The sequence below is a fragment of the Archangium sp. genome (assembly GCF_045802675.1).
In the GTDB taxonomy this organism is placed as follows: Bacteria; Myxococcota; Myxococcia; order Myxococcales; family Myxococcaceae; genus Archangium.
In genome coordinates this window covers 91,938-99,952 of sequence record NZ_JBJMQO010000038.1, presented here as the reverse complement: position 1 = coordinate 99,952, position 8,015 = coordinate 91,938, and the positions used below count along the sequence as shown (strand labels likewise).

2 protein-coding genes are annotated in these 8,015 nt (G+C 68.5%); both read left to right on the top strand.

Annotated elements, in window-relative coordinates; all coding sequences use genetic code 11:
- Positions 1 to 51: 51 nt before the first annotated feature.
- On the top strand, positions 52 to 2,253 hold the full coding sequence (locus ACJ8AN_RS11365; RefSeq protein WP_407755311.1) for a hypothetical protein: 2,202 nt from the start codon (positions 52 to 54) through the stop codon (positions 2,251 to 2,253).
- 139 nt (positions 2,254 to 2,392) lie between these two features.
- A complete protein-coding gene (locus ACJ8AN_RS11360) occupies positions 2,393 to 7,924 on the top strand; it encodes a DNA repair ATPase (RefSeq protein ID WP_407755310.1) in 5,532 nt (1,843 codons plus the stop codon).
- Positions 7,925 to 8,015 lie beyond the last annotated feature (91 nt).

Sequence of the window (8,015 nt, the reverse complement as noted above, 5' to 3'; positions counted from 1 at the left end):
GGCCGCGTGATAGAAGGTCCCCCGGTCTACTCGCTCGGGAAAAGCACCGACATGGAACTTCCAATCGTCGCCTCCGGAATCGTGGGAGGACTCTTCTTCCTCTTCTGTTCCGCGTTCATCGTCTCCAGGTTCTACCGGCAGGTGGACCAGGGACGCGCGCTGATCATCAACCCCTTCAAGGGTGAGCCGCTCGTCACCTTCACCGGCGCCATCGTGTGGCCCATCGTCAACCGGGCCGAGGTGATGGACATCTCCCTCAAGACGGTGGACATCGACCGGCGCGGCAAGGAGGGCCTCATCTGCCAGGACAACATCCGCGCGGACATCAAGGTCACCTTCTTCGTCCGGGTGAACAAGACGCGCGAGGACGTGCTCAAGGTGGCCCAGTCCATCGGCTGCGCCCGCGCCAGTGATCCGCAGACCCTCGAGCACCTCTTCGAGGCCAAGTTCTCCGAGGCCCTCAAGACGGCCGGCAAGAAGTTCGACTTCAAGGACCTCTACACCGAGCGCGAGGCCATCAAGGACGAGGTCCTGCGGGTGATTGGCAAGGACCTCAACGGCTACATGCTCGAGGACTGCGCCATCGACTTCCTGGAGCAGACCCCGGTGGAGATGCTGGACAAGGACAACATCCTCGACGCCGAGGGCATCCGGAAGATCACCGAGCTCACGTCGCTGCAGAACGTCCAGACGAACGAGTTCCGGCAGAACGAGCGCATGAACATCACCAAGCGCAACGTCGAGTCGGATGAGGCCATCTTCGCCCTCGAGCGCCAGCGCGCCGAGGCGGCCGCCAAGCAGAAGCGCGAGATCGACTCCATCCAGGCCCGTGAGACCGCCGAGGCCGAGCGCGTGAAGGCCGAGGAGTACGCCAAGCAGCAGCTGGCGCGCATCAAGGCCGAGGAAGAGATTCAGATCAACGAGCAGAACAAGCAGCGCCAGGTGGAAGTGGCGCAGAAGAACCGCGAGCGCGTGGTGGGCGTGGAGTCCGAGCGCGTGGAGAAGGACCGCGCCCTGGAGGCCATCAACCGCGAGCGCGAGGTGGAGCTGTCGCGCATCGGCAAGGAGAAGCAGCTCGAGGCCGAGAAGAAGGCCATCGCCGACGTGGTGCGCACCCGCATCGTCGTGGAGAAGGGCGTGGCGGAGGAGGAGGAGCGCATCAAGGACTTGCGCGTGAAGGCCGAGGCCACGCGCCGCAAGGACGCGCTGCTCATCACCGCCGAGGCCCAGGCGCAGGAGAAGCTCGTCAAGGACATCAAGGCCGCCGAGGCCAGCAACGAGGTGGCCAAGTTCACCGCCAAGGAGAAGCTCACCCTGGCCGAGGCCGAGCTGCAGGCCTCCGACATGACGGCCAAGGCGAAGATGCGCCTGTCCGAGGGCATCCAGGCCGAGGAGGCCGCCCACGGCCTCGCCGAGGTGCGCGTGAAGGAGGCGGATGCCCTCGCCGTCGAGAAGCAGGGCATGGCCACGGTGCGCGTGAAGGAGGCCGAGGCCGCCGTCATCGAGAAGCAGGGCGTGGCCCAGGCCGCCGTCCTCCGGGAGCGCGGGCTCGCCGAGGCCTCCGCCACCCGCGAGAAGCTGCTCGCCGAGGCCGCCGGTGAGAAGGAGCGCGGCCTGGCCCGTGCGAGCATCGGCATGGCCGAGGCCGAGTCCATCCAGAAGCGCGGCGAGGCCGAGGCCGTCGCCATCCGCGAGAAGCTGCTCGCCGAGGCCAAGGCCATCGAGGAGAAGCTGCTCGCCGAGGCCCGGGGTCTGGCCGAGAAGGCCGAGTCCATGAAGCTGCTCCAGGGCGCCACCCGCGAGCACGAGGAGTTCCGCCTGCGCCTGCAGAAGGATCGCGACGTGGAGCTCGCCTCCATCCAGGTGCGCAAGGACATCGCCGAGGCCCAGTCCAGGGTGCTCGCCGAGACCATGGGCCACGCGAAGATCAACATCGTCGGTGGCGACGGCCAGTTCTTCGAGCGCTTCATCAAGGCCATCACCGTGGGCCAGTCCGTGGACGGCGCGTTCGAGCAGAGCGAGACGCTGCGCAAGGCCTTCGGCGGCTACCTCAACGGCGAGAAGGATCTGCCCGCGGACCTCAAGGAGATCCTCTCCAAGCCGGGTCTCACCAACGATGCGCAGAACCTGGCCATGGCCGCCCTGCTGCACCGCATGGCGCCGAGCCCCGCAGCCGCGGCGGCCTCCAACCTCAAGTCGCTCGTGGAGGCCGAGCCCGTCCGGGCCACGGCTCCCGAGAAGACCCAGGGCTGAGCCCACGGGTCCGTAGAACGGATCGCCGATACCCTCACCCCAGCACGGGTAACCCTCCCTCTCCCTCCGGGAGAGGGTCGGGGTGAGGGTACGTGCATCCCAGGTTCCCCCCGTTCCCCCCATTCCCGGTGAACTGACGATGGCAACTGAAACCCCCACTCCCGCGGCGGGCGAGGCCACGCTGGAGGGCGGTAGCTACGAGGTCATTCGCGCGCGCCTGTTCAACCAGGCCGAGGCGCTCGGCAACAAGGCCAATGATCTCAACGACCGGCGCAAGAAGCTCTTCGGCGGCACCGAGCTCACCGTCATTGGCAACGAGCGCGTGCGCACCGAGCACAACTGCGTCCCGCGCGACATCGTCGGCGTCGGGAAGTACCTGCTCTTCGGCTACAACGTCTTCATCGGCCTGAAGAAGGAGACGGTCGTCGCGGACGTCTTCTCGCTGCACAAGTTCGAGAAGACCGCCGAGGGCTTCGATCTCTCCTCCGTGCCGGTCTCCGAGGCCGGCGGGTTCCTGGCGGATCCGCGCTTCATCAAGGACTTCGGCGAGCTCTACAAGTACTACAAGGACGCGAAGCTCCTTCAGCTGCGCCGCAACGAGACCAAGCTCCTGGCCATCTTCCAGACGGGCCAGTCCGAGCGCGACATCAAGGTCTTCCGCTTCGCGCTCGATGTCGAGGGCAACGCGACCTACATCGACAACCAGGGCGAGCGCGATCACGTCTTCCCGCCCTCCCACGACTTCGAGTGGAAGGTGGCCACGCGCGAGAACTACGTGCTCGGCCAGCACCCGCACGTCAACGTCCTGGACCAGGTCTTCGTCGAGACGGTGAAGGGAGACCTCACCGTCAAGGTGGAGAACAACACGGCGGACGGGCTCGGCATCTACCGCGAGCCGGTCGATGATCCGGATCAGTCGCTCGACGACGCCGAGTTCGCCTACGCGCAGGTGGGCGCGCTGATCCTCCTGCGGGTGCTGCCCTTCCGCGAGCAGAAGTACCGCTACCTCGTCTTCAACACGCGCACGCAGCACGTGGTGCGCATCGACGCCATCGGCAACGCGTGCATCCGGCTGCCCGAGGACCAGGGCATCGTTTTCCCCGGCGGCTATTACCTCCAGACGGGAGACTTCAAGGTCTTCGAGGGCATTGGCGAGGGCCTGCGCTTCAAGCGCGCCATCCGCTCGCCCAACGGCGAGGACGTGCTCTACGTCTTCTTCCGCAACGACGAGGGCGCCTACGTCCTCTTCCCGTACAACCTGGTGCGCAAGGAGGTGCAGAACCCGCTGCTGGGCAACGGCTTCAGCCTCTTCGGGGACGGGCGCATGGTGGTGTTCCGCTCCACCTCCAACGAGCCCACCCGCGTGCACCCCATGCAGGTGTGGCAGACGCCCTTCGTCTCCGCCGAGCACGCCGCGAAGATGCCGCCCGCGCCGGGCTACCTCGGCAAGGTAGGCAACGCCGAGCTCGTGCGCGGCATCTCCGATGCGCTGACGCTCGTGCGCATGGCCCGCACGGACAAGCCCTCGCGCCGCACCTACGAGGACCTCGCCGCCGCCGCCACGCGCATGCTCGATGCCTTCTACTGGCTCGCGCACGAGGAGACGGCGCTCCAGCAGGGCATTGAAACCCTGCGCCGCACCTCCGAGCTCATCATCGACGAGTTCGAGAAGGTGCTCGCCCTGCGCAAGCGCGCCACGGACGCCATCGCCGCGGCCCAGACGGCCCAGGAGCAGGTGCTCCTGAAGGTGCGCCCCGAGGAGCTCCAGAGCGCCGAGGGCTTCATGATGGCCCTCTCGGATTTGCGCAAGCAGCGCGGCCAGCTCATCACCCTCAAGGAGATCCGCTACATCGACGTGCCGAAGCTCGAGGCACTCGAGAAGCAGGTCATCGGGGAGACGGACCGCGTCAGCACGGACGCCGTGCAGTTCCTCCAGCGGGGCGAGGCGCTCCAGCCCCTGGCCGAGCGGTTGGACACATTGCTGCAGAAGCTGGAGCCCCTCCAGACCACCACCGAGCTGGCCCCGTTGGGCGAGGACATCGAGCAGGTGGGCAAGGGCCTCGAGGTGCTGAGCGAGACGGTGGGCGGCCTGCAGGTGGGCGACCCGCTGGCGCGCGCGCGGATTCTCGAGGGCATCTCCGAGCTGTTCTCCCGGCTCAACCGCGTGCGCGCGGGCCTGAACGTCAAGCGCAAGGAGCTGGTGGGCCGCGAGAAGCGGGCCGAGTTCGGCGCCCAGTTCAAGCTGCTCGGCCAGGCGGTGGAGAGCGCGCTGTCGGTGGCGGACTCGCCGGAGAAGTGCGACGAGGGCCTCTCGCGCCTCACCGTGCAGCTGGAGGAGATGGAGGGGCGCTTCGGCGAGTTCGACGAGTTCCTCGGCCAGCTCACGCAGAAGCGCGAGGAGCTGCTCGAGGCCTTCGGGCAGAAGAAGCAGGCGCTGGTGGACGAGCGCCAGCGCCGCGCGCAGAACCTCTTCGGCGCCGCCGAGCGCATCATTACCGGCGTCAACCGCCGCGCGAAGTCCTTCAAGGACGAGGACGAGCTCAACGCGTACTTCGCGTCCGACTCCATGGTGCAGAAGCTGCGGCAGCTCGCCCAGCAACTCCTGGACCTCCAGGACAGCGTGCGCTCGGACGAGGTGCTCAGCCGGGTGAAGACGGCGCGCCAGGACGCCCTGCGCGCGCTGCGCGACCGCAACGACCTCTACGAGGAGGGCTCGGGCGCCCCGGTCATCAAGTTCGGCAAGCACCGCTTCAACGTCAACACCCAGCCGCTGGACCTGACGCTGGTGCCGCGCGACGGCGCGCTCTACCTGCAGCTCACCGGCACGGACTACGCCCAGAAGCTGGAGGACCCGGAGCTGGAGAAGTACCGCGAGCTCTGGGATCAGCACCTCGTCTCCGAGACGCCCCAGGTGTACCGCGCCGAGTACCTCGCCGCGCAGGTGCTGCTGGACGCGGAGGAGGGGAAGGGGAGCGTGACGCTCGCGGTGCTGCACCAGGCGGCGCTGGAGCAGGGCGGGCTGTTGGAGAAGGTGCGCGCGTACTCGGCGGACAAGTACGACGAGGGTTACGAGCGCGGCGTCCACGACGCGGACGCGGCGGCCATCCTGGAGCGGCTGCTCGCGATGCACACGGGAGCGGGGCTGTTGCGCTTCGCGCCCACGCCTCGCGCCTGGGCGGCCCTGTTCTGGGCCTTCGGCGGCGAGGGTGACGAGAAGTCGCTCTTCCACCGCCGCGCGCGCAGCCTGCACCGGCTCCGCGCCGCCTTTGGTGAGTCGGCGGAATTGGTGGCCCTCGGCAACGAGGCCGGGGAGCGCATCGGCGTCTTCCTGAAGGCCACGGGTGTGCAGTGCGGCCCCGCGGAGGCGCGGCTCGCCGGGCGCTACCTCGTCGAGGAGCTGGGCGTGGACCGGCCCCGCTTCACCACGAGCGGCGAGGCGGTGGCGCTCAAGGACGCGCTGCTGTCACAGCTGGACCGGGCGGGGACGCGCTCGGCGTTCGAGGAGGATCTGCGCGGCCTGGAGAAGAACCTGCCCGAGCGCCTGCGCGTGGTGCGCGCGTGGGTGGAGGGCTACCTGGCGCGGCGCGAGGGAGGCCCGGGTGCGGCGGCCCATGTGGCGGTGGAGGCCGCGGTGGTGCTGCTCACCGAGCGCAAGCTGGACCGGGAGGTGGCCGGTGCGCTGACGTCGGCCGAGGTGGCGGGGATGCTGGGCCAGCACCCGCGCATCCAGGACCGCAAGCTGCCGCTGCGCCTGGACGAGTTCCTCACGCGCCTGAGCGACTTCCGGCAGGTGCGCGTGCTGGCCTACCACGCCTACCGCGCCATGCTGCGCGATATCCTGGACCGCGAGCGCCGCCGGCTGCGGCTCGAGGAGTTCACGCCGAAGGTGCTCTCGTCCTTCGTGCGCAACAAGCTCATCGACGAGGTGTACCTGCCGCTCATTGGCGCCAACCTGGCCAAGCAGCTGGGCGCGGCGGGCGAGAACAAGCGCACGGACCGCATGGGCATGCTGCTGCTCATGTCGCCTCCGGGTTACGGCAAGACGACGTTGATGGAGTACGTGGCCAGCCGGCTCGGGCTCACCTTCGTGAAGGTGAACGGCCCCGCGCTGGGCCACTCGGTGAAGTCGCTGGATCCGGCCGAGGCCCCCAACGCCACGGCCCGCCAGGAGGTGGAGCGCATCAACCTGTCCTTCGAGATGGGCAACAACGTGATGCTCTATCTCGACGACATCCAGCACACGGATCCGGAGCTGCTCCAGAAGTTCATCTCGCTGTGCGACGGCCAGCGCCGCGTCGAGGGCGTGTGGAACGGCAAGACGCGCACGTATGACCTGCGCGGCAAGAAGTTCTGCGTGGTGATGGCCGGCAACCCGTACACCGAGACGGGCGACCGCTTCCGCATCCCGGACATGCTCGCCAACCGCGCCGACACCTACAACCTGGGTGACGTCCTCGATGGCAAGGAGGAGCTGTTCGCGCTCAGCTACATCGAGAACGCGCTCACGTCGAACAGCGTGCTGGCGCCGCTCGCCACGCGCGAGCCGGGTGACATCTACAAGCTCATCCGCATGGCGAAGGGCGAGGAGGTGCCCACCGGCGAGCTGTCGTACGGCTACGCGGCGGCGGAGCTGCAGGAGATTGTCGCTGTCTTCCAGCGGCTGTTCCGGGTGCAGCAGGTGCTGCTGAAGGTGAACCTGGAGTACATCGCCTCGGCGGCGCAGGACGAGCGCTTCCGGACGGAGCCCGCGTTCAAGCTGCAGGGCAGCTACCGCAACATGGGCAAGGTCACCGAGAAGGTGGTGTCGGCGATGACGGAAGATGAGCTGGAGCGGCTCATCGACGACCACTACCAGGGCGAATCGCAGACGCTCACCACGGCGGCCGAGCAGAACCTGCTCAAGCTGGGGGAGCTGCGCGGACGCCTGACGCCGGAGAGGGCGAAGCGCTGGGAGGAGATCAAGCAGGGCTTCGCGCGGGTGAAGCGGATGGGCGGGAAGGAGGATGACCCCGTGGCGCGGGTGACGGGTCAGCTCAGTGCGATCGAGGAGCAGCTCGGCTCGGTGGCGGGAGCGGTGGTGCGGGCAGCCGAGGTAGTGAGCCGGCCGTCGGGTCCGAGCCCGGTGGCCGAGGTGACGCCGCGGCTGGAGGCGCTGCGCGAGGCGATGCTGGAGCTGGCTCGGAGGGAGACGCCCGCGCCGGTGGTGCAGGTGGCCCCGGGGACGGACCTGACGCCCTACCTGCAACACCTGGCGAAGGTGCTGAAGGTGCTGGCCGAGCGCTCGGTGGCGCCCGCGCAGACGGCGGACCTGGGCCCGGTGATGGAGCAACTGACGCAGGCGGTGCGGACGATGGCGGAGCGCCAGCCTGTGGCCGCGCCCGTCTCGGCGCCTCCGGCGGACCTGGGACGCTACATGGAGCAGATGTCCCAGGCGGTGAAGTCGATGGCGGAGCGTGCTCCAGCGCAGGCGCTGCAGCGGGCGGCCTCGGCTCCGCTGCCCGCGGACGTGGGCCGGCAACTGGCGCTGGTGGAGAGCGCGCTGGCGCCGCTGGAGCGCCTGGCCAAGCGGACGCTGCAGGGCGGCGACGAGAGCCTCAAGGCGATGCAGGTCTGGCAGGCCGTCACCGAGGCGCTCGAGCTGCTCCAGGCCATGCAGCGCCCCGTGGGCTGAGTCCCTCCGGCTCCAAGCCAATAACAGCCATCAACAATCCCTCTCCCAGGGGATGGGGGCGGAACGGCTCGCGGGCAGAAGAAGCCATCTT

Bases quoted from the DNA above. Each gene is read 5' to 3' on its own strand.
- ACJ8AN_RS11365 (WP_407755311.1), top strand. From the start codon at position 52: ATGGAACTTCCAATCGTCGCCTCCGGAATCGTGGGAGGACTCTTCTTC.
- ACJ8AN_RS11360 (WP_407755310.1), top strand. From the start codon at position 2,393: ATGGCAACTGAAACCCCCACTCCCGCGGCGGGCGAGGCCACGCTGGAG.